At 63.9% G+C, this 23178-nt stretch carries 23 protein-coding genes and 1 tRNA gene; 7 read left to right on the top strand and 17 right to left on the bottom strand.

Features of this window, described 5'->3' with window-relative positions; all coding sequences use genetic code 11:
• Positions 1 to 66: 66 nt before the first annotated feature.
• Positions 67 to 579: a MarR family winged helix-turn-helix transcriptional regulator gene (locus tag ABIC09_RS01050; RefSeq protein WP_148751879.1), complete on the bottom strand. Its 513-nt coding sequence runs from the start codon at positions 577 to 579 to the stop codon at positions 67 to 69.
• Positions 569 to 1201 (bottom strand): maleylacetoacetate isomerase, encoded by a 633-nt coding sequence (gene maiA, locus ABIC09_RS01045; RefSeq protein ID WP_354108137.1) that lies wholly within the window; start codon positions 1199 to 1201, stop codon positions 569 to 571. Before maiA ends, ABIC09_RS01050 begins: the two co-directional genes overlap by 11 nt.
• A gap of 139 nt (positions 1202 to 1340) precedes the next feature.
• Between maiA and gtdA the strand changes: the two genes are divergently transcribed.
• Positions 1341 to 2381 (top strand): gentisate 1,2-dioxygenase, encoded by a 1041-nt coding sequence (gene gtdA, locus ABIC09_RS01040; protein ID WP_354108136.1) that lies wholly within the window; start codon positions 1341 to 1343, stop codon positions 2379 to 2381.
• A 114-nt stretch (positions 2382 to 2495) separates the two neighbouring features.
• On the opposite strand, the gene ABIC09_RS01035 is transcribed toward gtdA, so the two are convergent.
• The 4 genes from ABIC09_RS01035 to ABIC09_RS01020 are packed head-to-tail and all read right to left on the bottom strand — an operon-like array spanning position 2496 to position 6502.
• Positions 2496 to 3317 (bottom strand): ABC transporter permease, encoded by an 822-nt coding sequence (locus ABIC09_RS01035; RefSeq protein WP_187434919.1) that lies wholly within the window; start codon positions 3315 to 3317, stop codon positions 2496 to 2498.
• Positions 3310 to 4083, bottom strand: coding sequence for an ABC transporter ATP-binding protein (locus tag ABIC09_RS01030; protein WP_148751883.1), 774 nt, complete (start codon positions 4081 to 4083; stop codon positions 3310 to 3312). Before ABIC09_RS01030 ends, ABIC09_RS01035 begins: the two co-directional genes overlap by 8 nt.
• Before the next feature lie 16 nt (positions 4084 to 4099).
• Positions 4100 to 5104, bottom strand: a complete 1005-nt coding sequence (locus tag ABIC09_RS01025; protein ID WP_148751884.1) for an ABC transporter substrate-binding protein — start codon at positions 5102 to 5104, stop codon at positions 4100 to 4102.
• A gap of 33 nt (positions 5105 to 5137) precedes the next feature.
• Positions 5138 to 6502 carry an FAD-dependent oxidoreductase gene (locus tag ABIC09_RS01020; RefSeq protein ID WP_148751885.1) on the bottom strand — a complete coding sequence of 455 codons (1365 nt, stop codon included), beginning with the start codon at positions 6500 to 6502 and terminating at the stop codon, positions 5138 to 5140.
• 112 nt (positions 6503 to 6614) lie between these two features.
• On the opposite strand from ABIC09_RS01020, the gene ABIC09_RS01015 reads away from it, so the two are divergent.
• Positions 6615 to 7499, top strand: coding sequence for a LysR family transcriptional regulator (locus tag ABIC09_RS01015; RefSeq protein ID WP_148751886.1), 885 nt, complete (start codon positions 6615 to 6617; stop codon positions 7497 to 7499).
• Positions 7500 to 7516: 17 nt separating this feature from the next.
• On the opposite strand, the gene ABIC09_RS01010 is transcribed toward ABIC09_RS01015, so the two are convergent.
• On the bottom strand, positions 7517 to 8320 hold the full coding sequence (locus tag ABIC09_RS01010; RefSeq protein WP_354108135.1) for an enoyl-CoA hydratase-related protein: 804 nt from the start codon (positions 8318 to 8320) through the stop codon (positions 7517 to 7519).
• Between the two features lie 171 nt (positions 8321 to 8491).
• Here ABIC09_RS01010 and ABIC09_RS01005 point away from each other — a divergent pair, with 171 nt between their 5' ends.
• Entirely contained in the window at positions 8492 to 9466 is a 975-nt protein-coding gene (locus tag ABIC09_RS01005) for a ketopantoate reductase family protein (RefSeq protein WP_148751888.1), read from the top strand.
• A gap of 3 nt (positions 9467 to 9469) precedes the next feature.
• On the opposite strand, the gene ABIC09_RS01000 is transcribed toward ABIC09_RS01005, so the two are convergent.
• The gene (locus tag ABIC09_RS01000; protein WP_354108134.1) at positions 9470 to 10147 is read right to left on the bottom strand and encodes an alpha/beta hydrolase family protein; all 678 of its coding nucleotides are present in this window, start codon (positions 10145 to 10147) and stop codon (positions 9470 to 9472) included.
• A 25-nt stretch (positions 10148 to 10172) separates the two neighbouring features.
• Positions 10173 to 10829, bottom strand: a complete 657-nt coding sequence (locus tag ABIC09_RS00995) for a TetR/AcrR family transcriptional regulator (protein ID WP_354108133.1) — start codon at positions 10827 to 10829, stop codon at positions 10173 to 10175.
• Positions 10830 to 10903: 74 nt separating this feature from the next.
• On the opposite strand from ABIC09_RS00995, the gene ABIC09_RS00990 reads away from it, so the two are divergent.
• Both ABIC09_RS00990 and ABIC09_RS00985 read left to right on the top strand, forming a co-directional pair.
• The gene (locus ABIC09_RS00990) at positions 10904 to 11848 is read left to right on the top strand and encodes an SDR family NAD(P)-dependent oxidoreductase (protein ID WP_354086012.1); all 945 of its coding nucleotides are present in this window, start codon (positions 10904 to 10906) and stop codon (positions 11846 to 11848) included.
• A 134-nt stretch (positions 11849 to 11982) separates the two neighbouring features.
• Complete coding sequence (locus ABIC09_RS00985; RefSeq protein WP_354086011.1) at positions 11983 to 13128, top strand: acyl-CoA dehydrogenase family protein; 1146 nt, start codon at positions 11983 to 11985, stop codon at positions 13126 to 13128.
• 4 nt (positions 13129 to 13132) lie between these two features.
• Here the strand turns inward: ABIC09_RS00985 and ABIC09_RS00980 are convergent, their stop codons facing one another.
• The 5 genes from ABIC09_RS00980 to ABIC09_RS00960 form a co-directional block, all read right to left on the bottom strand.
• On the bottom strand, positions 13133 to 13789 hold the full coding sequence (locus ABIC09_RS00980; RefSeq protein WP_354108132.1) for a pyridoxamine 5'-phosphate oxidase family protein: 657 nt from the start codon (positions 13787 to 13789) through the stop codon (positions 13133 to 13135).
• A 10-nt stretch (positions 13790 to 13799) separates the two neighbouring features.
• Positions 13800 to 14900 carry an Ldh family oxidoreductase gene (locus ABIC09_RS00975; RefSeq protein ID WP_354108131.1) on the bottom strand — a complete coding sequence of 367 codons (1101 nt, stop codon included), beginning with the start codon at positions 14898 to 14900 and terminating at the stop codon, positions 13800 to 13802.
• 128 nt (positions 14901 to 15028) lie between these two features.
• Positions 15029 to 15640 (bottom strand): helix-turn-helix domain-containing protein, encoded by a 612-nt coding sequence (locus tag ABIC09_RS00970; protein WP_354108130.1) that lies wholly within the window; start codon positions 15638 to 15640, stop codon positions 15029 to 15031.
• A gap of 114 nt (positions 15641 to 15754) precedes the next feature.
• Positions 15755 to 16972, bottom strand: a complete 1218-nt coding sequence (locus tag ABIC09_RS00965) for an ABC transporter substrate-binding protein (RefSeq protein WP_354108129.1) — start codon at positions 16970 to 16972, stop codon at positions 15755 to 15757.
• Between the two features lie 279 nt (positions 16973 to 17251).
• Complete coding sequence (locus tag ABIC09_RS00960) at positions 17252 to 18232, bottom strand: helix-turn-helix domain-containing protein (RefSeq protein ID WP_354108128.1); 981 nt, start codon at positions 18230 to 18232, stop codon at positions 17252 to 17254.
• A 158-nt stretch (positions 18233 to 18390) separates the two neighbouring features.
• Between ABIC09_RS00960 and ABIC09_RS00955 the strand changes: the two genes are divergently transcribed.
• Both ABIC09_RS00955 and ABIC09_RS00950 read left to right on the top strand, forming a co-directional pair.
• A complete protein-coding gene (locus ABIC09_RS00955) occupies positions 18391 to 19116 on the top strand; it encodes an alpha/beta hydrolase (RefSeq protein ID WP_354108127.1) in 726 nt (241 codons plus the stop codon).
• Between the two features lie 195 nt (positions 19117 to 19311).
• The gene (locus ABIC09_RS00950; protein WP_354108126.1) at positions 19312 to 20922 is read left to right on the top strand and encodes an ABC transporter substrate-binding protein; all 1611 of its coding nucleotides are present in this window, start codon (positions 19312 to 19314) and stop codon (positions 20920 to 20922) included.
• A 36-nt stretch (positions 20923 to 20958) separates the two neighbouring features.
• On the opposite strand, the gene ABIC09_RS00945 is transcribed toward ABIC09_RS00950, so the two are convergent.
• From ABIC09_RS00945 to ABIC09_RS00935, 3 genes are all read right to left on the bottom strand, one after another.
• Positions 20959 to 22098: an amidohydrolase/deacetylase family metallohydrolase gene (locus tag ABIC09_RS00945; protein WP_148751899.1), complete on the bottom strand. Its 1140-nt coding sequence runs from the start codon at positions 22096 to 22098 to the stop codon at positions 20959 to 20961.
• A 93-nt stretch (positions 22099 to 22191) separates the two neighbouring features.
• Complete coding sequence (locus ABIC09_RS00940) at positions 22192 to 22926, bottom strand: DUF2569 family protein (RefSeq protein ID WP_354108125.1); 735 nt, start codon at positions 22924 to 22926, stop codon at positions 22192 to 22194.
• A 133-nt stretch (positions 22927 to 23059) separates the two neighbouring features.
• Positions 23060 to 23136 (bottom strand) — tRNA-Arg (locus tag ABIC09_RS00935).
• Between the last annotated feature and the right edge of the window lie 42 nt (positions 23137 to 23178).

The raw sequence follows: 23178 nt of genomic DNA, 5'->3' as shown, positions 1-23178 counted from the left end.
AAGGGCGCCTTTGCCCACCCTACGAAATCTTGCGATAGCCTCGTGAGGAGCATGGTCGTGGCCCCCTCACCCCGCCTTCCCCAGATGCTCCAGCGCATCCTCCGCTCGCAGCGGCACCCGTGACGCCTCGTTGTTGAGGTCGACGAGCTGGACCAGCAGCCCCATCAGCGCCTTGCGATCGCCGGGCTTGAGCGGCTCCAACATGCGCGCCTGCGCACGTTCGACGGCGGGGATGATCTCGCGCAGGATCGCGGCGCCCGGCTTGGTCAAATAGAGCAGCTTGATCCGCTTGTCCTCCGGCGCCGGCTTGCGCTCGACAAAATCCTTGGCCTGGAGCCGTTCGATCACGCTGCCGAGCGTGGAGCGGTCGAAGGCGATCACCGCCGACAACCGCGTCGCGTCGATGCCAGGATGAGTGTGGATCGCGATCAGCGCCGCATATTGCACGGGCGTAAGGTCGAACGCCTTGCACTCCTCCATGAAGATCGAGACCGCGATTTGCTGCATGCGCCGGAACAGATAGCCCGGCGCGGCATAGACCGCGTCTATCGTAATCGGCGCGGCAGGCTTACTCGGCATCGGGCTGCTTCTCCGGTGCGGCGTTGGCGAAGGCGGGCAGCGCCTTGGCGGCGGCTTCGGCCTTGAGCAGGCGCGGATACGCCGCGACGTCAACGCCGAAGCGGCGCGCATTGGCAAGCTGCGGCACCAGGCAGAGATCGGCGAGCGTCGGCGTATCGCCAAAGCAGAACGGCCCTGGTTCACCCTTGATCAGCGTCTCGCAAGCCGACAGTCCCTCGCGATTGACCCAGGCGGCCCAATCCTGGACTTTCTCCTCGGGCAACCCAAGCTCGCGCAGCCGCGCCAGCACTTTCAGATTCTGAACCGGATGAGTGTCGCAGGCGATCGCCAGCGCGAAAGCCCGCACCTTGGCGCGCTGCAACGCATCCTTCGGCAGCAGTGGCGGCTCGGGGTGCGTTTCGTCGAGCCATTCGATGATGGCGACTGATTGCGTCAGCACCGCGCCAGCGTCGTTCTCCAGCGCCGGTACCAAGCCCTGCGGGTTGATGGCGAGATAGGCGGGCGCGCATTGTTCGCCCTTGCGAAGATGATGCGGCAAGTGCTCTGCACCGAGGCCCTTGAGATTCAGCGCGATCCGCACGCGATAGGCTGCGCTGGAGCGGAAATAGCCGTGCAGCTTCATTGGAACCCTCCCTGTCTGTCATTCCGGGGCTCCCGAAGCGAGAGCCCGGAATGACGACGACCTTGTATGTCGTTCGTCAAGTTGACGCTACCCAGACTGTAAGTATACTGTCAAATAACAAAACGACGGGAGCCGCACCATGGAAGCCGTGACCAAGACGCCGGAACGCGAGGCGTTCTACAAGAGGATCGACGGCGAAAATCTCACCGCGCTGTGGACGGTGATGGGCGATTTGATCACGCCGGAGCCGAAGAGCGCCTGCCGGCCGCACCTCTGGAGGTTCGACGTCATCCGTGACTACATGACCGAAGCGGGCAAGCTGATCACCGCCAAGGAAGCCGAGCGGCGGGTGCTGGTGCTGGAGAACCCGGGCCTGCGCGGCCAGTCCAAGATCACGACATCGCTTTATGCCGGCGTGCAAATGGTGGTGCCCGGCGACGTGGCGCCCGCGCACCGGCACAGCCAGTCGGCACTGCGCTTCGTGCTCGAAGGCAAGGGCGCCCACACCGCTGTCGACGGCGAGCGCACCGCGATGGAGCCCGGCGATTTCATCATCACGCCGTCGATGACCTGGCACGATCATTCCAACGAGACGAGCGAGCCAATGTTCTGGCTCGACGGCCTCGATATTCCGCTGGTGCAGTTCTTCGATTGCTCCTTCGCGGAAGGCTCCAGGGAAGACCAGCAGAAGATCACAAAGCCGGCCGGCGACAGCTTTGCCCGCTACGGCCACAATCTCTTGCCGGTCGACGTGAAGCGGTCATCGAAGACCTCGCCGATCTTCAGCTACCCCTATGCCTACACCCGCGAGGCGCTGGAGAAAGCACGCACGAGCCAGGAATGGGACGCCTGCCACGGGCTAAAGCTTAGGTTCAGCAACCCCGAGACCGGCGATTTCGCCATGCCGACCATCGGGACCTTCATTCAGCTGCTGCCCAAGGGTTTCAAGACCGCACGCTACCGCGCGACGGATGCGACCGTGTTCTGCCCGATCGAAGGCCGGGGCCGCAGCCGCATTGGCGATGCGGTTTTCGAGTGGGGCCCGCGCGATCTGTTCGTGGTGCCGAGCTGGCAGTGGGTGACGCACGAGGCGGATGAGGATGCCGTGCTGTTCAGCTTCTCGGACCGGCCGGTGCAGCAAAAGCTGGATCTGTTTCGCGAGGACCGCGGGAGCGCGTGAGGATCACGACTAACCACATCCGTCATTGCGAGCGCAGCGAAGCAATCCAGAATCTTTCCGCGGCGGGATTCTGGATTGCTTCGTCGCAAGTACTCCTCGCAATGACGGCTGTGGCTACCGCCAGTGCAACAGCCGCGTCTCCAGCCAATTGATCACCCTGCCCACCACAAGCCCGAACGCCGACAGGATCACCACGCCCGCGAGCAGCTGATCGGTCTGCATCAAATTGCCGGCCTGGAGCACGAAAGCGCCGATGCCGTACTGGGCGCCGATCATCTCGGCGCTGACCACGAGCAGCAGCGCCACTGAGGCCGTGATGCGGAAGCCGGCGAGGATCGCGGGCAGCGCGCCCGGCCAGACCACCTTGCGCACGATGGTGGCGAACGGAACGTTGAAGCTTTGCGCCATGCGGATGAGGTTGCGCGGCACCGCATCGACGCCGCTATAGACCGAGATCGCGGTCGAGAAGAACACCCCGAGCGCAATGGTCGCGATCTTCGGCTCTTCGCCGATGCCGAGCCAGAGGATCAGAAGCGGCAGCAGCGCGATCTTCGGAATCGGGAACAGCGCCGAGATGAAGGTGATGCCGACGCTGCGCGCCAGCCGCGACAGGCCGATGGCGAAGCCGACCGCAATGCCGGCCGCCGTCCCCAGCAGCCAGCCGACGCCGATGCGCAGCAGCGACGCCGAGAGATGCTGCCAGAGCGCGCCCGACAGCGCGAGCTCGTAGATCGCGCGCACGATTGCCGACGGCGCCGGCAGGAACAGCGGATTGACGAGACCGGTGCTGCCTGCCGCTTGCCAGATCGCAATGACCAGCGCGAGCGCGATCCAGCCGCCGAAACGGCTGGAGGCCGGCACGAAGCCTGCGCCGCGAAAGCGGACGCGGCGCGTCACGGCGTCCTTGGTTGATGGCTCCGTCGCGCGATCAAGCATGCTGGACCTCGCGCTCGGCATCGATCGCCTCGTTGCGGATCAGCGACCAGATCTGGTTCTGCAGCGCGAGCAGCTTCTCGCGCGCAGCGATTTCGCCGCGTTCGGCGCGCGTCATCGGCACGCTCACGACCTCGCGGATGCGCCCCGGTCGCCGTGACAGCACCACGATGCGGTCGGCCAGCCGCGCCGCCTCTTCGAGATTATGCGTGACATAGACCGCGCCCATGCCGCCATCGGCGAGCAGGCGGACGAAATCCTCCATCAGCAGCTCGCGCGTCTGCGAATCCAGCGCCGACAGCGGCTCGTCCATCAGCAGGATGGCAGGCCTCACCGCGAGCGCGCGCGAAATGCCGACGCGCTGGCGCATGCCGCCGGAAAGCTGCTTCGGGTAGGTCTTGCGAAAATCGGTCAGTCCCGTGCGGCGCAGCGCATCCTCGACCAGCGCACGGCGCTGCGTGGCTGAGACCTGCGTGTGCAGCAGCGGGAATTCGACGTTCTCCTCGACCGTCGCCCAGGGCAGCAGCGCGAAATCCTGGAACACGAAGGTCAGCGGATTGAGACTGTCCGCCGGCGGCGCGCCGCGCAACTCGGGTGCGCCCGACGTCGGCTGCAGCAGCCCGCCGAGGATCGACAGCAGCGTGCTCTTGCCGCAGCCCGAGGGACCGACGATCGCCACCACCTCGCCGGCGCCGACGGTGAAGGAGACGTCGTCGAGCACGGCGAGATCGCCGAAGCGGTGGGAGATGTGGTTGGCGATCAGGTCCATCTGCGATGTTCTACTCTCAATCCGCCTTCACAAAATCCTTGGCGATGATCGTATTGGCATCAAAGCCCTTGTCAGCAAAGCCCTGCTCCTGGAGCCATTTGATCTGGTTATCGACGTTCTTGACGTCGAGCTTGCCGTCCGGATCGATGTAGGCACAGTTGCCGACCACCTGCTCGACCGGCAGGTTGGTGTATTTGGCGATGATCTCCAACAGCGGCCTTGTCTTGTCGTTGATCGGGGCAACACCGTCCTTCATCGCGGCAAGGATGACGTCGTGATATTCGCGATCGGCCCTGGCGAGCACATCGAGAAATTTCGTCACCAGCACCTTGTTGGTCAGCGTCTTCGGCGAGGCGAATACAGCGCCCAATTGCCAGGGCGTCTCGTCGCCGACCCAGCCCAGGAATTTCGCGCCGCCTTCATCCATCAGCTTTCGCGCGGTGGAGATCGGCAGCAGCGCCGCGTCGACGGTCTCGCCCTTCAGCGCGGCGGCTGCGTTCGACAATGACTGCAGCGGCACGATCTTCACCTCGGCGAGCTTGAAGCCGTATTTGTCGGCGAGCAGGCCGAGCGAATAATGGAAGGATGATCCGACCTGGGTCACCGCGATGCGCTTGCCCGCGAGGTCCTTCGGCGTCTTCAGGCCGCTCGCATAGGCGTTGTTGCTGGCGAAATAGCCGATCAGGGGATAGCCGGCCCTTTCGCGGCTCATGCCGCCGATCACCTTCAGCACGCCCTTGCCGGCGAGATTGTAGAGGCCGGCGGTAAAAGCCGTGACGCCGAAATCGACGTCGCCCGAGGTCGTGGCGACCGCGATCGGCTGCGCCGCGTCGAAGAATTTCAGCTCGACGTCGAGGCCGGCTTCGCGGAAATAGCCCTTGTCCTGCGCGATGAAGACCGGCGCGGAGGACGACAGGCGGAGCACGCCGATCCTGGCCTTCAGTGCGTCTTCGGCCCGGGCCGTGCCCATCGCCATCATCGCCAAAAGGCCAGCTGCGGCAAGCCGCGCAATCCTGATCATCCCGCTTCCTCCAATGGTTCTTCTTGCAGTCCGTTACAGGCCCTCGGGCACCGGCTGGTCCCGCCCGATGAAGGCGCCCTGTTGTTTCAACGTTTCCTGCAATATTTCAACCGGGATTTCTCGTGGAATCCGGTTTCCGGACAGCGCCAGGGCGGCTGCGGAACCGGCTGCCTCCCCCATCACGAAGCAGGCCCCGGAAACCCGCGCCGCCGACTGCCCCTCATGGGTCATCGAGGCGCAGCGGCCGGCGACCAGGAGGTTATCGACGCCCTCCGGCACCAGCATCCGGTACGGCAGCTCGTTATAGCCGCGCGATTCCGGGATCGGCGGGAAGGTGAAGACGACGTCCCCGGGGACGTGGGCCTCGATCGGCCAGCCATTGACGCCGATGGAATCCTCGAACGAGGCGCAGCCGAGCACGTCCTCGCCGCTGAGCTGGTAGCCGCCCTTGATGCGGCGGGTCTCGCGGATGCCGAGTTGCGGCGGCAGATCGACGATGTAGGATTTTTCAAACCCCGGCACAGTGCGCAGGAATTCAAAGGCTGCGAGCGCCTGCTTGCGGCCCTCGATCTCGCCGCGGGTGAGATCGTCGGGCTCGACGCCGTTGATGGCGTGGCCGTCCTCGCGCGCGATTTGGGTGAAATTCACCCGCCATTCGATGCCGGATTTTTGCGGCCGCACGATCGCGCTCTTGCGCGGGAATTTGTGCGTGCCGGCGGCGGTGGCCTGTTCCATCAATTGCGGGATGGTCCGCCAGGCATCGCCGGCCTTTGCGGGGTCAATGCCGTTGAGACGAAGCATCATCGACGGGTACATCGGATGGCCGTGCTCATCGCCGATGTCGAACGGCGCGCCGGCCCAGACTGCGAGATCCCCGTCGCCGGAGCAATCGATGAAGATCTCTGAGCGCACCGCCTGCCGGCCCGCCTTGGTCTCGACCATCAGCGCGTCGATGCGGCGGTCATCGCCCATCACAACGCCCGCGCCGAGTGCGTGGAAGAGGATGTGAACCTTGTGGCTCACAAGCAGCTCGTCGGCTGCGATCTTGTAGGCCGCGGTGTCATAGGCCTGGGCAAACACCTTGCCGAGGATCAGATGTGGCGTGTTGAGGCCGTTCAGATGATCGATCCGCGCCAGCAGGTCAGACGCCATGCCCTGCACCAGCCGGTGGGCCTGGCCAAAGACATTGCCATGCAGACCGCAGAAATTGGTGACGCCTGCCGCGGTGCCCATGCCGCCGAGAAAGCCATAGCGCTCGATCAACAACGTCTTTCGTCCGGCACGCGCTGCGGATGCCGCCGCCACAATGCCGGCCGGGCCGCCGCCGAGCACGACGACTTCGTATTCGCCGTAAAGCGGCACCTGGCGCGCTGGTTCTTCGATCGTCGTGGCCCGCATGGCGCGTCCTATCCCTGAAAATCTCTTGCTTGGCCCGACTATGAATTAACGCGAGGCAGGCTACAATCCACCAATATACGCGATCAGCTTTCTCGAATCGAGAAAGGTCGACATGGATATCCTGGTAAACCTCCAAGCGTTCCTCGCCACGGCAGATGCAGCCGGATTCTCCGCGGCCGCCCGAAAACTCGGTGTCTCGACCTCTGTGGTGGCCAAGCGCGTCACGCAGCTGGAAGCGCGGATCGGCACGCCGCTGTTCCACCGCTCGACCCGGCAATTGCGGCTGACCGACGCCGGCCAACGCTATGTGCATCGCGCGCGCGGCGTGGTCACCGACGCCACCGATTTGCTCTCGCGCATGGGCGAGAAGGGCCACGATCTCGTCGATCATCTCCGTATCAAGGCACCGACCTCGCTGACGGTGGCGCGGCTTGCCGATGCCTTCAGCGCGTTCCAGACCCAGAACCCGCGATTAAAGCTCGAGATCGTGCTGATCGATCGTCCGGTCGATCCCGTCACCGAAGGCTTTGACATCGCGATCGGCGCCTTTCCGCATTCCTTCGGCGGTGTCGTCGACGAGCCGCTGTGCGCGCTGAAGCGGCTGCTCTGCGCCTCACCGGCCTATTTGAAGAAGCACGGCACGCCAAAGCATCCGCGCGACCTCGTCGAGCATCGCTGCCTCAGCTTCCTGCCGACCGGTCCGGAATGGATCTTTGACGGACCGCGCGGCCGCATCAGCATCCAGGTCAGCCCGCTGTTGTCCTCCAACGAGGGACATGTGCTGGCGCGCAGCGCGATCGCCGGCAACGGCATCGCGCTGATATCGCACTATCTCGTCGCGGATGCCTTGCGCGACGGCACGCTCAAGCCCGTGCTGCGCGATTTTCCAATTCCCGAGCTGTGGGTGAAGGCCGCGATCCCCGAGCGGCGGCGCAATGCGGCGGCAGTGCAGGCGCTGCTGGCGCTCCTCAAGACGTCACTCGCTACGTCGCTGTGAGGCTGGCCGCGCAACCGTCACGTCTTCCCGCCGCCCCAGTTCGCCGCCCGCTTCTCGGCGAACGAAGCCAGCCCCTCCGCCGCCTCCGGGCTCTGGCGCTTGAGCGAATGCAGTTGCACGAGCCGCGCGTACGCCGCATCGTCCACGGCCATTCCGCCGAACGAGCTCTCCAGCGCCAGCCGCTTGGTCTCGGCCACGGCCTCCGGTCCGTTGGCGAGCAGCTGCTCGACCACCTTGGCACCGGCGGCTTCGAGATCGGCGAGCGGCACGACGTCATGGACGAGGCCGATGCGGCGGGCGTCTTCGGCGCCGAAGCGTTCGCCGGTCAACGCGTAACGGCGGACTTGCCGTACACTTATGGCGTCGCAGAGCTGCGGGATGATGATCGCGGCGGTCAGACCCCAGCGCACCTCCGTGATGGAGAACAGGGCGTTGTCGGCGGCGATCACGACATCGCAGGCCGAAATCACGCCGGTGCCGCCACCAAAGCAGCCGCCCTGCACCAACGCGATGGTCGGGATCGGCAGCGTGTTGAGCCGCTGCACGGCCTCGAACGTCGCCCGGGACGCCGCCTCGTTCGCATCAGGCGATTGCGGCCGCACGCCATTGATCCATTTGAGGTCGGCGCCGGCCTGAAAGTGCTTGCCGTTGCCCCGGAGCACGACAACACGGAGGTTGGGCTTTTTGCCGAGATCGTCCATGGCCCCGAGCACACCGGCGATCAGGGCGCCGTCATAGGCGTTGTTGACCTCCGGGCGATTGAGCGTGACGGTCGCAACCCCGCGCTCGTCGAGGGTCCACAGGACAGGGCTGGCAGTCATCGGCGATCCTCCGGTCTTATTGGTTGCCGCGCACTATGGACGAGGCTGTAGACCCCGATCCATATCTTTCCGGCGTGGGGCGGCCGCGCCCATCGCATGGCGGCTTGTGTCATGCTGCGGCCGGGCGACGACCGAGAGACCAGGCAAAGCGATCAGGGACGGGACATATACATGCGCATCTGCATTTTCGGCTCGGGTGCCGTCGGAAGCCATCTCGCGGTCAGGCTGGCGCGCGCCGGCCACGAAGTCTCATGCGTGATGCGCGGCGCGCATCTCGAGGCGGTGCGCGCCAATGGCCTGAAGTTGCGCGTCGGCGATTCCGAGGTCTCGGCCAAGGTGAACGCCTCGGGCGATCCGGCCCAGCTCGGCCCGCAGGATGTGGTGATCTCGACGCTCAAGGCCACGGCGCTGACCGGACTGGTCTCCAGCATCAAGCCGCTGCTCCAGGACGACACCGCCATCGTATTCGCCCAGAACGGCATTCCCTGGTGGTACGGTATCGGCCTGCCGCCGCGACACCCGACGCCGCCGGACATTTCCTTCCTCGATCCAGGTGGACGTCTGCGCGCCTGCATCCCGAAGGAGCGGATCATCGGTGGGGTGGTGTTCTCCTCCAACGAGGTGACCGCGCCCGGCGTCGTGCAGAACCTGACGCCGGACCGCAACCGCCTCCTGATCGGCGAATGCGACGACCGCAATTGCGAACGCATCACGAAACTCCGCGGCGTCTTCAACGACGCCCGGCTGGAATCGCCGCCAGTGGCCGAAATCCGCGAGGCGATCTGGTCAAAGCTGCTGACCAACATGTCGCTGTCGGTGCTGTGCCTGCTGACCGGACAGACCGCGCGCGGCGTGCGCGACGACCCCGCCTTCGCCGAGGTCATTCCGCGCATGCTGAACGAGGCGAACGACATCGCGCAGCACTTCATCCCCGAGGTCAAGCGCGTCACACGCAGCGGCCCCGCCCCCAATCACAAGCCATCGCTGCTGCAGGATTACGAGCTCGGCCGCGCCATGGAGATCGACGTGTTGGTGAAGGCGCCCGCCGCCTTCGCGCGCACCGCGGGCCTGTCGACCCCGACGCTCGACCTGATCGCTGCACTCGCAATCCAGAAGGCGCGCGACAAGGGGCTTTATTCGGCCTGAGCCTCAGGCGAGTTGGTCAATCCAGGCCGTGAGCGTGTCGAGCACCTCTGTGAGCGCCTCATCGTTGGTGCGGCCGGACTTCTTCAGCACCGCGAAGGAGTGGTCGCCGCCTTCGACCTCATGCAGCGTCGCCTTCGCGCCGAGCGCCGCAACGACGGGCCTGAGAAGGCCGAGATCGGCGAGCCCGTCGCGCGTGCCTTGCAGGAACAGCATAGGAATCTCAACCTGGGCGAGGTGCTCGGCCCGTTCCGTCGAGGGCTTCTTGTTGGCATGCAGAGGAAAGCCGAGGAAGGCGAGCCCTTTCACGCCGGGCAACGGCGTCTTCGCTTGCGCCTGCGACGTCATGCGTCCGCCGAACGATTTTCCGCCGGCAACGAGCGTCACGCCGGGGCACAGCCGCGCCGCCTCCTCGACCGCCGCGCGGATGGTGGCGTGCGCGACCACCGGCTGGTCGGGACGGCCCTGCTTGTTTTCCATGTAGGGAAAATTGAAGCGGAACGTGGCGATGCCACGGTCCGCGAGCCCCGCCGCGACCTTCTCCATGAAGGAATACCGCATGTCGGCGCCCGCGCCGTGTGCCAGGACGTAACAGGCGCGCGCATTGGCTGGCTGCATCAATGTCGCCGAGACCGTCCCGATCCGTTCGATGTCGAGCTTGAGCTCTGTCGCCTTGGCCGTCATGATGCGTTCACCCCTCGATCTGCATCTAGCGGCGTGCGTCGCCCGCCGGCCAGAGATAGTTCAGGACGTGATTGAGCGTCGTCATGATCTCGCGGTATCCGGTCTCGCTGCTCAGCGAGCCGAATTTCTCCTCCAGCGCAAGCTTGGCAAAACCGTGGACGGTTGACCAGGCCGCCGCGGCCGCGGTCTTCGCCTCTTTCGGCGTCCCGCCGACGAGTTCGGCGATGATGGTTTCGAACTCGCGGCCGGCCGTCCTGCTCGCCTGCCTGAGGCGCGAATCGTCCGCGACAAGGCGTTTGTTGGCAAACATCATCTGGAAACGACCGGGATGCTTCAGCGCGAATTCAACATAGGCGAGGCCCTGGGCATGGAGCTTTTCGCGCGCGCCCTGCTTGCGAGACGCAGCATCCCGCAGCGCGCCGGCAAGCGCGTCATAGCCGCGGATCGCCACCTCCGTCAGCAGGCCCTGCGCATTGCCGAAATGATGTGACGGTGCGGCCGGAGATACGCCGGCACGGCGGGCGGCTTCGCGCAGCGTAAAGCCTTCGGCGCCGTGCTCGGCAAGAATGGCCTCGCTCGCCGCAATCAGGGCCTCCTGAAGCTCGCCATGATGATAGCCGGCCTCAAGCTTCGGAACCCTGGGGCTCGGCTTGGCGCGCGCGGGCGCATTCGGTTTCGTCATGCCTAACTTGACACTGTTCAGATTGCGGGCTATCTATCTTAACACTGTTTAGATGGAGCGGCCGGGAGTTCGAAATGACCGAAATGCAGCATAGCACCGCAACCTCCCGCGTAAAGCGGCGTCATCTGGTCGGCGGGGCCGCACTCGGCATGCTGGCGAGTGCCATCGGCGGCCTTGCCGGCGGCATGGCGCTTGGCCAGGGCGCGACGCTGCCGCAGCAGAAGCCAAGCGGCAAGCGCCGCTTCGCCGACAAGACCATCATCGTGACCGGCGGCACCTCGGGCATCGGCCGCGCCGCCGCGTTGATGTTCGCCGCCGAAGGCGGCAGGGTCGTGTTCTGCGGACGCAATGTCGAACGCGGGGCCCGGGTCGAGGAGGAGATCAAGGCGGGCGGTGGCAACGCGTCGTTCGTCCGGGCCGACGTCCGCAACGAGGCCGAGGTCAAGGCCCTGGTCGACAAGACGATCGATCTTCATGGCCGCCTCGACGTCGCTTTCAACAATGCGGGCATCTCCATCGAAAAGCCCCTGCATCAGTACAGCGCTGCCGAGTTCGATGACGTGATCAATACCGACCTGCGCGGCGTTTTCCTGTCCATGAAGTACCAGATTCCGCACATGCTGCAGAACGGCGGATCGATCGTGGTCACCTCGTCGTCCAACGCCATCGCCACGACGGCGAACCGCTCCGCCTATTCCGCGGCCAAGCGCGGGCTTGTCGGCATGGTGCAGGCCGCTGCACTCGAATATGCCCAATACGGCATCCGCATCAACACCCTGATCCCCGGCACCACGGATACCCCGTTCATCCGCCGGCTCGCCGGCATGGAAAATCTTCCCGATGCTGCCTGGCACGTGGCCATCGCGCAATGGGCCAAAAGCCATGTTCCGGGAATGCAGCGCGTGGCGAGCGCGGAGGAGGTCGCGGCGTTCGCACTCATGCTCGCCTCGGACGATCATCCCTACGCGACCGGCGGCCAATTCATCATCGACGGCGGCAAAACCGCGCAGGCAGGATAGGCCAACGGCCGGCGCAGCCTCAAGACACAATCATGGGCGGCCGCCGCTGGCGTAGCAACGCGGCGGGCTTGCGCCCGCCGCTGGCCTTGTGGCACGGCTGGGCGAGCGCATCGCCATCAACGACCGAGGCCGCCATGTCCTACCGCTCCTCCTGGATGACCGAAGAGCTCGACGTCTTCCGCGACCAGTTCCGGAGATATCTCGCCAAGGATCTGGCGCCGCATGCCGGGAAATGGCGCGAGCAGAAGATGGTCGATCGCTTCGCCTGGCGCGGGCTTGGTGAAATGGGCGCGCTGCTGGCGAGCGTCCCGGAGGAATATGGCGGCCTGGGCGCGACCTTCGCCTATGACGCAGCCGTGCTGGACGACCTCGAAAGCACCGTGCCGGAGCTGACCACCGGCGTCTCCGTGCACAGCGCCATCGTCGCTCATTACATCCTCAACTACGGCTCGGAGGAGCAGAAGAAGCGCTGGCTGCCGAAGATGGCCTCGGGCGAGATGGTCGGCGCCGTCGCCATGACCGAGCCCGGCACCGGCTCGGACCTTCAGGCCGTCAAGACCACAGCGAAGAAGCAGGGCAATTCCTACGTCATCAACGGCCAGAAGACTTTCATCACCAACGGCCAGGCCGCCGATCTCGTCATCGTGGTCGCCCGCACCGGCGAGCTGGGTGCCAAGGGCATTTCGCTGCTCGTGGTCGAGACCGCGGGCGCGGACGGCTACAAGCGCGGGCGCAACCTCGACAAGATCGGCCTGCACGCCTCCGATACGTCGGAACTGTTCTTCGACAATGTGCAGGTAGCCCCGGAAAACCTGCTCGGCAAGGAAGAAGGCCAGGGTTTTGCGCAGCTGATGCAGCAGCTGCCGCAGGAGCGCCTTGCGCTCGCGGTCGGCGCCGTCGCCTCGATGGAGCGCGCCGTCAAGCTCACCACCGAATACACCAAGGAACGGAAGGCGTTCGGCAAGCCGTTGATGGATTTCCAGAACACCGCCTTCACGCTCGCCGAACGCAAGACGGAGGCGATGATCGCGCGCGTCTTCGTCGACTGGTGCATCGAGCGCCTGGTCGCCGGGGATCTCGACACCGTCACCGCGTCGATGGCGAAATACTGGTGCTCGGACAAGCAGGTCCAGACCGCCGACGAGTGCCTCCAGCTGTTCGGCGGCTATGGCTACATGCAGGAATACCCGATCTCGCGTATCTTCATCGATTCCCGCATCCAGAAGATCTATGGCGGCACCAACGAGATCATGAAGCTGCTCATTGCAAGGTCGCTGTAGTCGGCTATTTCGTCGATGGCCTCTTGTAGCGTTTCGCATAGTCCGGCGTGGAGATGCCCGGCTTGAGATCTCCGCAATTCCGAGGCTCGCCGGCCATCAGCTTCAGCGGTACGACACCGGCCCAGACGTCCAGGGCATGGTCTTCGTCGGGATCGACTACGCCGTGATTCCGAATCTTCGCCGAAGCCTCAGCAATGGAAAAGCGGAGAAAGACCGTTGCGGCCAGCTCCTTTTTCTTCGCCGGACGAACGATGTGGCCCGGCATGATATCTTCGACGAAGGCTGCGACCAGGCGCTCCTTTTCGTCGTTGTCCACGATCTTCTCCGCTGTGCCGAAGATCATGACAGAGCGATAATCCATGCTCATTCCGAATCCGGACCTGCCGGCCACGATTGAATCGACCAGCGTGACGGTGATGCAGGCCGGCGCGCCATCCGCCAAGGCGGTGAGAAGCTGGTTGTTCGGACTGCCGTGAACATACACATGCTCGCCGACACGGATGATCGCCGTCGGGATGACGCGCGGCCCGCTCTCGGTGGCGACGCCGATGTGGCACACCAGTGCCTCGTCGAGAATGTCGTAGATGACCTGGCGATCATAGGCTGCGCGCTCGGGGCGCCGGCGCACGCGAGTCTTCTCCGTGGGGGCGATGGTCGTCACGACGGACCTCCTACGCGAGCTGATGGGCTATCATGGGCTTGTTGTGCGTGAGGTGATCGCCCTCGTAGTCGTTTCGCTCGTCGACGCGCTTCCCGGCGATATAAGCTTGAATTCGGTCATGGAGGGACACAGGCACCGTGACGCCCTCTTTTACGGTCCGCTCGCGCGCTTCATATCGGCGATCAGAGGGAAGCCTGGCCCCGTCCTGTTCCAGCATACGCGCGAAAAGCATCTCCGAATGCTTGAGCTGCGCAACGCGATCGCCGTTTTCGACACATCGGACCGGGTCGATGGCGATAATCAATTCACCGCCGCAAGGAGCGCCGGTGTTCGCCTTGTCGCGCTCGCCGGCCTCGAAGCTGAGCACGTCTCCAACCAGCGGGCCGGCCAGCAGCTCGACCATCATTGCGATGTTCGAGCCCTTGAAGCCGCCGAAGGGCAGTTGGGCTCCTGCAAGCGCCTGAGCCGGATCGGTCGTGGGCTTGCCGTTGGGGCCGATGGCCCATCCTTCCGGCAGTGCTTTCCCGTCACGCAATCGAAGCTGGATCTCGCCCCTTGCAGAGGCGCTCGACGCCTGGTCGAAGACCACCGGCCGCTTGTCGTGACGCGGCCAGGCGAATGCCATCGGATTGGTGCCGAACAGCGGCTTCGTCCCGCCGGCGGGCGCTACGTACGGGCTGGCCGCGACGAAGGCGAAGCCGACGAGCCCGCGTTCGGCCAGCCGCTCGACTTCCGGCCATAACGCGGCAACGTTGAGCGCGTTCGTCACCGCGAGCACGGCAATTCCGTGCTCCTTCGCCCTATCGGCCAGGGGCTGGTCACCGCGTTCGAGGGCCAACGGGGAAAAACCGTATTTCGCATCGATCTTGACCACACTGGGCGTCAGTTCGACGAGCGACGGCTCCGCATCTCCGGAGGCCTGCCCCGACAGCAGGCCGTTCATGTAGAACGGCAGCCTGAACAGACCGTGGTGACGGCATTCATCTCGTTCCGCCGCGGTGACGGTGTTTGCGATGGCCTGGGCGTGGATTTCGCTGAAACCCTGAGACAGCAAAGCGGCCTTGGCCGAGCGGTGGACCTCGCCAAGCGACATCTGAACGAAATTTTGCATGAACCAGCTCCGTGTGACGGCCGGGAGAGCAAGCCGGCGACAAAAGTCACTATCCACAAATTTGCATAATATGCAAATTCATTCTTATGGCAATTTGCCCGAGGCGCGGCCGCTTAGGTCGGCTGTGATCAGGAGGACTTGGCTGGCGCCATGTCGATGACGTCGGACGGGGTCACGACCATAAGCATCTTGGCCGGCTTTTTGCCGACATTCCTGCCCATGTGAGGCTTGTCGCCGAGCAGATGGACGCAATCGCCCGCGTCCAGCGTCAGCCGATCGGACCCGATCTGGAATTCGATCCGGCCCTCGAGGATATAGAGGACTTCCTCGCCTTCGTGCGAGAGGAGCTTGACGTCAATCTCCGACGTAACCGGAAACTCGAGCAGAAAGGCGTTGAGCTTGGGTTCAGTCAGGTCGCCAGAGAGCCAGTGGTAATCGTAACCATTTGCTGACATTTGCTCTGAATCGTTGCGGTCCTTCTTCCTCGACACCGAATAATGCTTCGGGACGTAGGCCTCGTTGGTGTCCTCGAAGAGGTCCCGCAGAGGAACGTTCAAACGGGTCGCGATCGAGATGAGATTCGCGATGGAGGTCGCGGTCTCACCTCTTTCGATTCGAGAAAGATAGGCGGCCGACAGATTGGTGTCGGCCCCCAATTGCTGCAACGTGAGTTTACGAAGTTGGCGCGCCTCTCGAATTCGAAGTCCGAGCTGACGCGCGACAAATCGCGCCTGATCCAACACGCGCTCCCTAGCCTCTTGGAACGTCTCAAGGTTGGCTCTAGAGGCAATTTGCCGGACATGCAAGATTAGAGAGGCGTCTACGGATCTTCGGCCACAGGCAGTTGTCGCCTGTTATTTGCGAACCAGCGGGCACTCGCTCTGCTCAAGGCTCGGGAACGCCTGATCCGCGGGAATTGTCGCCAGAATCTTGTAGTAGTCCCAGGGTGCCTTGGATTCCGACGGCTGCTTGACCTCGACGAGATACATATCGTGCAGCATCAGCCCGTCCTCCCTGACCTTCCCATTCCGCGAAAAGATGTCGTCAACGGGAAGCTCCTTCATCTTGGTCATCACAGCCTGTCCTTCGTCGGTCTGCGCCGCCTCGACCGCTCGCAGATAATGCCGCACCGCCGAGTACACGCCGGCTTGAGTCATGGTCGGCATGGCGTTCCGCTTTGCGAAGAACTTTTTGGACCACGCCCGCGTCTCCTCGTTGCGGTCCCAGTAGAACGCCGTCACGAATTTGAGGCCCTTGGCGGCCGCCAGGCCAAGCGAATGGACGTCGGTGATGAACACGATCGGCGCGACAAGCGATTGGTCGGCGATGCCGAATTCGGCGGCCTGCTTGATGCCGGTCGCCATATCCGCGCCCGCGCTCGCCAGAGCGACGACTTTTGCCTTCGACGATTGCGCCTGTAGCAAATACGAGCTCATGTCTGAGGTATTGAGCGGATGCCGGACTTCGCCCAGGACCTGCCCTTTGCCTTCCGAGACGGCCTTGCGGATATCGGCGGCAAATGCCTGTCCGAAGGCATAATCCACCGTGACCAGGAACCAACTGCTGTAGCCCGATTTCACGAGCGCCTTCGCCAGTCCGTATCCGTTCGAGTAGCTGGTATAGACCCATTGGGCTGATGTCGCCGAGCAGGACTTGCTAGTGAAATCCGACGAAGCCGCCGCGATCAGGGTGACCTTGTCACGATCCCTGGCCAGCGATTGAACCGCGAAGCCCACGGACGAATTGGAGAAATCGGCGACCACGTCGACGCCGGCCCGGTCGAACCACTCGCGCGCCTTGGCCAGCCCGATGTCGGCCTTGTTCTGGTGATCGGCAGACAGCAACTCGATTTTCTTGCCAAGAACCGTTCCGCCGAATTCGTCGATGGCCATCTGTGCAGCCGCCACCGACCCTTGCCCGGAAAGGTCGGCGTAAGGCCCTGATTGATCGTTCAAAATGCCGATCTTGACGGTATCGTCGGATATGCCGGGCGCGGCAAACGCCGGAGGGGCCGACAGGACCAGCGCCAGCCCTCCAAGGGCCGCGCCGCGTGCGAAATTCGTTCTGAACATGGATCAATCCCTTTCTATCCCACTGGACAACATCTTCTTGCTGCAAATTTGCACTATATGCATAATTGCACAAAGGACATTTTTTGGGCGGCGTGTCCAAAGATATGGCGCTGGGCAGGATTTTGACGGTCCGGGGGCACCCCGCATCAGCGGCTCGCGCAGATCCTCCGCGCAAATTTCACGGGCACGGACCCAGTGCGGCCGACCGGCTGTCGGCGGCAGGCGCCGCGCCTTTGCAATTCTATCGCGAGCAGGTTTAGGCGCCGCTGACCCGCGCCCTCACCGGCTGCGCCAATCCCGCGGCCGGCATCCAAAGCGCTGCTTGAAGCGCCGGGCGAAGTGGGAGAGATCGGAAAACCCCCAATCGAAGGCGATCGTGCCGATCTCGCGGCCGGCAAGCGCCGGATCCTTCAGCTCGGCCGCAGCGCCATCAAGGCGGCGAGCCATCACATAGTCCGAAAACGTCGTGCCGGAGCGCTCGAACAGCTTGTGGACATAGCGCTCGCTGATGCCGACCGCGCCCGCGACCGCCGCGACCGTCAACCCAGGCTCGCGCAGCCGCTCGTGAATGGCCCGGCGTAGCGCCAGTACGGTGGCATCCGCGAAGTCTGCGGCTTCCGCCGTCTGCGCCCGCGAACGTCGCGACAGGCTGAGCGCAACGAGGTCGAGCAGCACGTCGAACAGCCGAACGCTGTCCTCCTCCGCCATCCGCAATGCGCCGGCATTCAGGGAGCGCGCGGTCTCGATGATGAGATGACCGACATGGGGATCGTCGGAGACGCGCTCGGCCCTGAAATCGAACGAGGCCGGCAGCCGGTCGCGCAAGGCACGCGACGGCACCCAGAACGAAGCGACCTCCAGCGTCGGACCGCGATCGTGCAACAGCGTCACCTCGCGGTCACTGTCGACGATACCGACCTGGCCCCGCGACAGGCTGACCTCGCGGCCGTCCTGAAGCATGCGGCAGCGCCCGGCGAGCTTGAAGTTGAGATAGAAGCAGCTCTCGCGCGAGGCTGCGATGTCGGCACGTGAACGATTCACGGTGTGCTCGGGAAACACCACCCGGTTGATCGCGCCGGCGCCGAGCCCGATCGTCTCCACCTTGGCCGGGAAGCGTGACGTCGTCGCCGATTCCGGCGTCAGGTTCATGAAGGCCTGGCAGATCGCCTCGCGGTAATAGGAAAACTGCTCGTCCAGCCGCGTCTCCGCGGTGTTCCAGATGACGTGCCGCGGCCGGCTTGTAGGATCGACCTGCTGCATCGGTTCACTCCGAGACCAATCCGGTTCACTTCCAGCCAAGCGGAAATTGGCCCGCCGGTTCACGCTTCGCACAACAAGAATTGTCTCCCGCGCCTCGCGAGCGCCGCAAAGGACCCAATTCATGTTGATCTAACCACATCCTGCGGAGGAGCCACAACATGTCGTCCTACGTTCTCGTCCACGGCGCCTGGCATACCGGTGCCGAGCTCGAGCCTGTCGCGGCCCCGATCCGCGCCGCCGGCCATCAGGTCTACCTGCCGACCATCAAGGGCAACCGCCCGGGTGACGCCAAGACGACGGGGCTTAAGGAAGCGATCCAGTCGATCGCCGACTATCTCGCCGAGAACAATCTGAAGGACGTCATCCTGCTCGGCCATTCCTATGGCGGCATGATCATTACCGGCGTCGCCGATCTCGCGCCCGAGCGCATCCGCCGCCTGGTCTACTGGAACGCCTTCGTGCCCAACAATGGCGAGTCGCTCAACGACATGGTGCCGCCGCACTATATCGGCCTGTTCGACGCGATCGCGGCCGAACGCGGCGACGGCTCGGTGGTGCTGCCGTTCCCGATCTGGCGCGAAGCCTTCATCAACGATGCGGATCTCGAGACGGCGCAGCGCGCCTACGACGTGCTCAATCCGCATCCGCTGAAGACCTTCAGCGACAAGATTGCGCTCAAGACCAACCCGGCCGAGATGCCGCTGGCCAAATCGTACATCAACTGCACCGAGGACACCGCGCTGCCGCACAGCTATGGCTGGCATCCGCGGCTCTCGGAGAAGCTCGGCCTGTTCCGCCTGGTGCAGGTGGCGGGAAGCCATGAACTATGCTTCTCCGATCCAGCACGCCTTGCCAAGGCGATCATGGAAGCAGGACGCGACTGACGCGCGCCAGTCCAAGGCAAGACGACTTTTGGCGATTGCTGCATCGCAGGCTTCGGCGGCACAGCCCTTGCTCGGTCTACCAACGATTTTCAGATTGGTGGGAGCAAGCCTGCTTGTCACGCCTCGCTCCCCGCCATACGCTGCCCCGTCATCGACAGCCGCCATCTGATCTCGTTTGCATCGGGAGAATTGCGAATGGTTCACGTCTCGCGACGGAAACTGCTTCAGCTTGCGGCCGTTGCCCCATCGGCACTTCCCCTGGCCTGGTCGTCGGCTGCATCGGCCGCGAGCGGAAAGAAAGTCCTGACTGCGGTGATGCAATCGGACCTCCGCGTCACCGACCCCGGCTTCACGACGGCCATCATCACCCGCGACCATGGCTACATGGTCTACGATACGCTGCTCGGCATCGATTCCAGCTTCAAGGTGCAGCCGCAGATGGCCGACTGGACGGTGTCCGCGGACAGGCTGACCTACACCTTCACCCTGCGCGACGGCCTGAAGTGGCATGACGGCGCGCCGGTGACGGCGGAGGATTGCGTCGCCTCACTGAAGCGCTGGTGCACGAGCGTCGACGGCATGGCGCGCAAGCTGGTGGACTTCACCGCGGGCATCGAAGCCGCGGACGGCAAGACGATCGTCCTCAAGCTGAAGGAGCCCTATGGCCTCGTGCTGGAGACGATCGCCAAGCCGTCGGCCGTTGTCGCCTTCATGATGCCGAAGCGGTTGGCGGAGACCCCGATCACCAAGCAGATTCCGGAGCAGATCGGCTCCGGCCCATTCAAGTTCGTCGCGAGCGAATTCCAGCCCGGCGTGAAAGCCGTTTACGAAAAGAACACCGACTATGTGCCGCGCAAGGAGCCGGCGGAATGGACATCGGGCGGCAAGGTGGTGAAGGTCGACCGCGTCGAGTGGCTGACGATGCCGGACGCACAGACCGCGCTCAACGCGCTGCAATCAGGCGATGTCGATTTCGTTGAAACGCCACCGTTCGACATGCTGCCCGCGCTCGAATCCAATCCGGACATCAACGTGTCGATCCTGAACAAGTTCGGATTCCAGTCGTTCGGCCGGATGAACTTCCTGCATCCGCCGTTCGACAATGTGAAGATCCGCCGCGCCGCGATGCTTGCGATCAACCAGAAGGACGTGCTCGACGCGCAGATCGGCAATCCCAAATACTACAAGTTCTGCGGCGCATTCTTCATCTGCGACACGCCGCTCGCCAGCGACGCCGGCGGCGAGACCCTGGTCAAGGGCAACGGCATGGCGGACGCCAAGAAGGCGTTGGTCGAGGCCGGTTATGACGGGACGCCCGTGGTGATCCTGGCGCCTACCGACCAGATCCTGCTGAAAGCGCAGCCAGTCGTGGTCGCACAGCTCCTGCGCGAGGCCGGCTTCAAGGTCGATCTTCAGGCGATGGACTGGCAGACCGTGGTCACCCGTCGCGCCAACCAGAAGTCGCCGAAGGAAGGCGGCTGGAACATGTTCTTCACCTACCAGGGCGCGGCCGACTCCTTGAACCCGCTGGTCAACGTCCCAATGGGCGGCAAGGGCACGAGTGGCGGCTGGTACGGCTGGTCCGAGGACCCCAAGCTCGAGGAGCTGCGCGACTCCTTTGCCCGCGCCACCTCACCGGAAGAGCAAAAGAAGATCGCCTTCGACATACAGAAGGAGGCCTACGATCAGGTGATCTACGTTCCGCTCGGCCAGTTCCAGGCGCCGAGTGCATGGCGCAAATCGCTCACCGGCGTGATCGACGGCCCGGCGACGCCGATGTTCTGGAATGTGGACAAGAACGAGTAGTTTCCTCTCTCCGTTCTCACGGGAAGAGGCAAAGCCCTAATTCGGATGCCACCAGCGGCCGCCGATGACGACGCCTTCGGAGACGATCTTGCGATCGCCGATCAGGTGCTCGCCGACCACGTCCTCATAGTCGAACTGGCCTTGCTTGACCGAGATCAGCGTGGCGTCACCGACGCTGCCCGGCTTGAGGCTGCCGAGCTCGGGCCGCCGCAGCGCCATTGCGGCGTTCTCCGTCGACGCCGCAATCACGTCCGACAGTGACATGCCCATGCAGAGGAACTTCGACATCGTCGTCACCTGATCGAAGGCCGGCCCGTCGATGCAGAGCTGATGGATGTCGGATGAGATGGTGTCCGGATAGAAGCCGTTGGCGAGCATGGCGCGCGCGGTCTTGAACGCAAACGAGCCCTTGCCGTGGCCGATATCGAACAAGACGCCGCGCTCGCGCGCGTCCAGCACCGCCTTCTTCACCGTGCCTTGCGCGGTCGCCGGCGTGTTCGGGAACGGGCGGAACGCATGCGTCAGCACGTCGCCGGGACGCAGGCGGGCCAGCACCTCTTCATAGGTCGGGGGCGGATGATCGATATGCGCCATCAAAGGCATGCCGACCTCGTTGGCGACCTGGAGCGCGATGTCGAGCGGCACGGTCCCCGATGTGCCCGAGGAGTGCAGTCCGACGCGCACCTTGATGCCGACGATGAGATCGCGGTTGGCATCCGCGACCTTGGCCGCATCGATCGGATTCATCAGCCGCAATTCCTCACTCTCCCCGACCATGATCCGGTGCGAGAAGCCGAAAATGCCGGCATGGGAGACGTGGAGATAAGCGAGGATGCGGACCTGGCTCGGCTCGATCACATGCTTGCGGAAGCCCGCGAAATTACCGGGGCCGGCGCTGCCGGTGTCGACCGAGGTGGTGACGCCGGAGGCGCGGCAGAATTCCTCGGCATCGATGCCGAGCGAAGTGCCGCCCCAATAAACGTGGGTGTGGAGATCGATCAGGCCCGGCGTCACGATGAGCTGCGAGACGTCGCGGACCTCAGTCGCCGGATCCGCCTTGAGCCCGCTGCCGACGGCGGCGACCTTGCCACCCGAAAATGCGACATCCGTCACGGCATCGAGCTTCTGGGACGGGTCGACCACACGGCCGCCGCGCAGGATCAAGTCGAAAGGCATTGTCGTCTCCGGATGGGCAGTGAGGCGTGGCGACCCTCGGCCGCAGGTCAGGCTAGATGCGTCGGCACGTCCTCGCATATGCAGGGAGATTTTTCATCTGGTAAATGTATTCGCTACCCGTCGGGAGCGCAGCACGTACGATATCCAGATCGCGGCGCCGACGACGCCAGAGAATATTTGGTCGACGACCTGCGGCTCCAATTTCATGAATTCACTCATTGGCCGGTTCAGCGAGATCGAGAAAATGCCCGCGATCCAAAAGAGATCGATGATCGGCAACACGATCGCGCACACTAACTCCGCAATGAAGAATTTCGGGAAGCGGCGGGAGTGGCTGAACAACAGTGATGCCGTGTAGATACATAGGATGATGAGCGCGATGTACATCACGAGGTCGCCCCAGACCGCCGTTGGGAAACGCTTCCATACGTCGTCGCTGACGGACTGCACGTACTGCCCGACCGAAACGATCAGTCGGAGAATACCGACGACCTGCCCGAAGGCGACAAATGCCAGCCAGCCGCCGATCCCCTTAAGCGGCGGCTGCACGTTCTTTAACTCTGCAGCGTCCTCGATCCCAACCGAGGGCTCTCGAATTACGGGTGGGAGGGACGGAGCGGCCAGAGCGTTGAGCCATAAAGGTGGCGGTCGAATGAGTTGCTGAGCGACCTTGCTCACCTCAACGACCGGCTTCCAATCCTCGAAGCCATGTCGCCAAAGGAGGACGTTCCGCGGGTCGCTATTGCGCGCAAGGAGAGGTATTAATTCGGCGAGAGATAGCGGGCCACGCTGCTGTCCGCCTTCGGCGTAGTACCATAAATCCGTCATGCAACGCCCCCGCGTTCCCGAAACCATTCTATCGGGTGCAGGTCACGCGTCACGACCGAAAAAGGGCGAAGGAGCCAAAAAGGAGGCAAAAGCAAAGGCCGCCCGATCGAGACGCCCTAAGCCAATGAAATAATGGCGATCCCGGGAAGACTCGAACTTCCGACCTACGGTTTAGGAAACCGTCGCTCTATCCGGCTGAGCTACGGGACCGCGGAACCCGCTCGGCGGGTTCGGCCCCCTCATAGCAGAGCA

The sequence above is a fragment of the Bradyrhizobium sp. S3.12.5 genome (genome assembly GCF_040548225.1).
Lineage (GTDB): Bacteria > Pseudomonadota > Alphaproteobacteria > Rhizobiales > Xanthobacteraceae > Bradyrhizobium > Bradyrhizobium cytisi.
This window is presented reverse-complemented; position numbering and strand designations above follow the sequence as displayed.

Bases quoted from the DNA above. Each gene is read 5' to 3' on its own strand.
- ABIC09_RS00990 (WP_354086012.1), top strand. From the start codon at position 10,904: ATGACCGAAATGCAGCATAGCACCGCAACCTCCCGCGTAAAGCGGCGT.
- ABIC09_RS00975 (WP_354108131.1), bottom strand. From the start codon at position 14,900: ATGCAAAATTTCGTTCAGATGTCGCTTGGCGAGGTCCACCGCTCGGCC.
- ABIC09_RS01010 (WP_354108135.1), bottom strand. From the start codon at position 8,320: ATGACTGCCAGCCCTGTCCTGTGGACCCTCGACGAGCGCGGGGTTGCG.
- ABIC09_RS00950 (WP_354108126.1), top strand. From the start codon at position 19,312: ATGGTTCACGTCTCGCGACGGAAACTGCTTCAGCTTGCGGCCGTTGCC.
- ABIC09_RS01015 (WP_148751886.1), top strand. From the start codon at position 6,615: ATGGATATCCTGGTAAACCTCCAAGCGTTCCTCGCCACGGCAGATGCA.
- ABIC09_RS01050 (WP_148751879.1), bottom strand. From the start codon at position 579: ATGCCGAGTAAGCCTGCCGCGCCGATTACGATAGACGCGGTCTATGCC.
- ABIC09_RS00965 (WP_354108129.1), bottom strand. From the start codon at position 16,972: ATGTTCAGAACGAATTTCGCACGCGGCGCGGCCCTTGGAGGGCTGGCG.
- ABIC09_RS00940 (WP_354108125.1), bottom strand. From the start codon at position 22,926: ATGACGGATTTATGGTACTACGCCGAAGGCGGACAGCAGCGTGGCCCG.
- maiA (WP_354108137.1), bottom strand. From the start codon at position 1,201: ATGAAGCTGCACGGCTATTTCCGCTCCAGCGCAGCCTATCGCGTGCGG.
- ABIC09_RS00985 (WP_354086011.1), top strand. From the start codon at position 11,983: ATGTCCTACCGCTCCTCCTGGATGACCGAAGAGCTCGACGTCTTCCGC.
- ABIC09_RS00960 (WP_354108128.1), bottom strand. From the start codon at position 18,232: ATGCAGCAGGTCGATCCTACAAGCCGGCCGCGGCACGTCATCTGGAAC.
- ABIC09_RS00945 (WP_148751899.1), bottom strand. From the start codon at position 22,098: ATGCCTTTCGACTTGATCCTGCGCGGCGGCCGTGTGGTCGACCCGTCC.
- gtdA (WP_354108136.1), top strand. From the start codon at position 1,341: ATGGAAGCCGTGACCAAGACGCCGGAACGCGAGGCGTTCTACAAGAGG.
- ABIC09_RS01025 (WP_148751884.1), bottom strand. From the start codon at position 5,104: ATGATCAGGATTGCGCGGCTTGCCGCAGCTGGCCTTTTGGCGATGATG.
- ABIC09_RS01035 (WP_187434919.1), bottom strand. From the start codon at position 3,317: ATGCTTGATCGCGCGACGGAGCCATCAACCAAGGACGCCGTGACGCGC.
- ABIC09_RS00955 (WP_354108127.1), top strand. From the start codon at position 18,391: ATGTCGTCCTACGTTCTCGTCCACGGCGCCTGGCATACCGGTGCCGAG.
- ABIC09_RS01020 (WP_148751885.1), bottom strand. From the start codon at position 6,502: ATGCGGGCCACGACGATCGAAGAACCAGCGCGCCAGGTGCCGCTTTAC.
- ABIC09_RS00995 (WP_354108133.1), bottom strand. From the start codon at position 10,829: ATGACGAAACCGAATGCGCCCGCGCGCGCCAAGCCGAGCCCCAGGGTT.
- ABIC09_RS01030 (WP_148751883.1), bottom strand. From the start codon at position 4,083: ATGGACCTGATCGCCAACCACATCTCCCACCGCTTCGGCGATCTCGCC.
- ABIC09_RS01005 (WP_148751888.1), top strand. From the start codon at position 8,492: ATGCGCATCTGCATTTTCGGCTCGGGTGCCGTCGGAAGCCATCTCGCG.
- ABIC09_RS01000 (WP_354108134.1), bottom strand. From the start codon at position 10,147: ATGACGGCCAAGGCGACAGAGCTCAAGCTCGACATCGAACGGATCGGG.